Raw genomic sequence first — 1530 nt, forward strand, 5'->3', positions numbered from 1 at the left:
CGCGACGGCCGTGCGGGCCCCCAGGAAGGACCCGGCCGTTCCGTGCAGGACGTCGGCGAGGCGCGGGCCGCCCGCGACCACCACGGTGAACACTCCCTGCATCCGGCCGCGCATCTCGTCGGTGGCGGCCGACAGCAGGATCGCCCCGCGGAAGACCATGGAGACCATGTCGGCGACTCCGGCGGCCGCGAGGAACGCGACGGCCACCCACAGGCTGTCGCTGAGACCGAACCCGGTGATGGCGGCACCCCAGGCCAGTACCGCGACGATCACCATGAGCCCGTGCCGGCGCGCACGGGAGAACGTTCCCGACATCAGTCCGCCGATCACCGCGCCGATGGGGATCGCCGCGAACAGCAGCCCGAGCGCGAGGCCCTCGCCGTAGGGCGCGTACGTCTCGGCGGCGAGCTGCGGGAACAGCGCGCGGGGCATGCCGAAGACCATGGCGATGATGTCGGCGAGGAAGGACAGCAGCAGCACCTTGTGCAGGGCGATGTAGCGGAACCCCGCGACGACCTCGCGCCAGCCCGCGCGGCGGCCGGCCGCTCCCGTCAGGGGCGCCAGCGGGGGCAGCCGTACGACCGCCCACACGGTGACGCACAGCGCCAGCGCGTCGACCAGATACAGCTCGCTCAGGCCGATCACCGGAATCAGGGCACCGGCGAGCAGGGGTCCGGCCACCAGGCCCGTCTGCATGACGGTCGAGCCGAGCGCGTTCGCCGCGGGAAGTTCCTCCGCGGGGACCAGCCGGGCGATCGACGCGGTGCGTGCCGGTGCGTTCAGACCGAAGAAGGCCTGCTGCAGGGCGAGCAGGACCATCAGGACCAGGACCGAGCCGACTCCGGTGGCGGCCTGTATCCAGAAGAGCAGCGAGGTGACGGCTATCCCGGTGTTGGTGATGAGGAGCAGCTTGCGCCGGTCCATGCTGTCGGCGACGGCACCGCCCCAGAGAGCGAAGACCACGAGGGGCAGCAGGCCGGCGATGCTCGCGTAGCCGACCCAGGCCGAGGACCCGGTGATGTCGTAGATCTGCTTGGGGACGGCGACGGCGGTGAGCTGGCTGCCCACCGAAGTGACGATGGTGGAGGACCAGAGCCTCCGGTACGCCGGGCGCCGCAACGGGCGGGTGTCCATCGTCCAGCGGCGCCAGCCACTTCGGTCCGGCTGCCCAGGGTCAACCGCACCGGCCGGCCCGTCCCCCGGTGCCGGTGCGCCGTCCGTGCCGTCCGTACTGCTCTTGCTCGTGTCCACGACCGTCCTGGCTGCTCGATACATCTTTCGGTGTCAGGGTTCACTATCGCGGAACAGGAGGGTGCGGCGTCCCCGTGGGTCCCGTGCTGCCCGTCACGCCCGTTCCCCGGGGTCCGTCAGGGACGCGTGGCGTACGTCGCTCAGGCGCCGGCGATCAGCAAGGTCCCCATGCCGATCATCGTCGCGGCGACCAGGGCGTCCAGCACCCGCCACGACGAGGGCCGGGACAGGAAGCGGCCGAGCAGCCTGGCGCCGAAGCCCAGCGCGGCGAACCAGCAC

Annotated in this window: 1 protein-coding gene and 1 pseudogene; both read right to left on the minus strand. The window is 71.8% G+C overall.

Annotated features, from left to right (window positions below):
• Positions 1-1275 (minus strand): MFS transporter (locus ABZV34_RS39290; protein WP_356288039.1); only part of this gene is annotated, 1275 nt, incomplete at its 3' end.
• A 116-nt stretch (positions 1276-1391) separates the two neighbouring features.
• Positions 1392-1530: pseudogene (locus ABZV34_RS39295) on the minus strand (amino acid transporter); the annotation flags it as partial.

Source organism: Streptomyces sp. NPDC005195 (assembly GCF_040608315.1).
In the GTDB taxonomy this organism is placed as follows: Bacteria; Actinomycetota; Actinomycetes; order Streptomycetales; family Streptomycetaceae; genus Streptomyces; species Streptomyces kaempferi.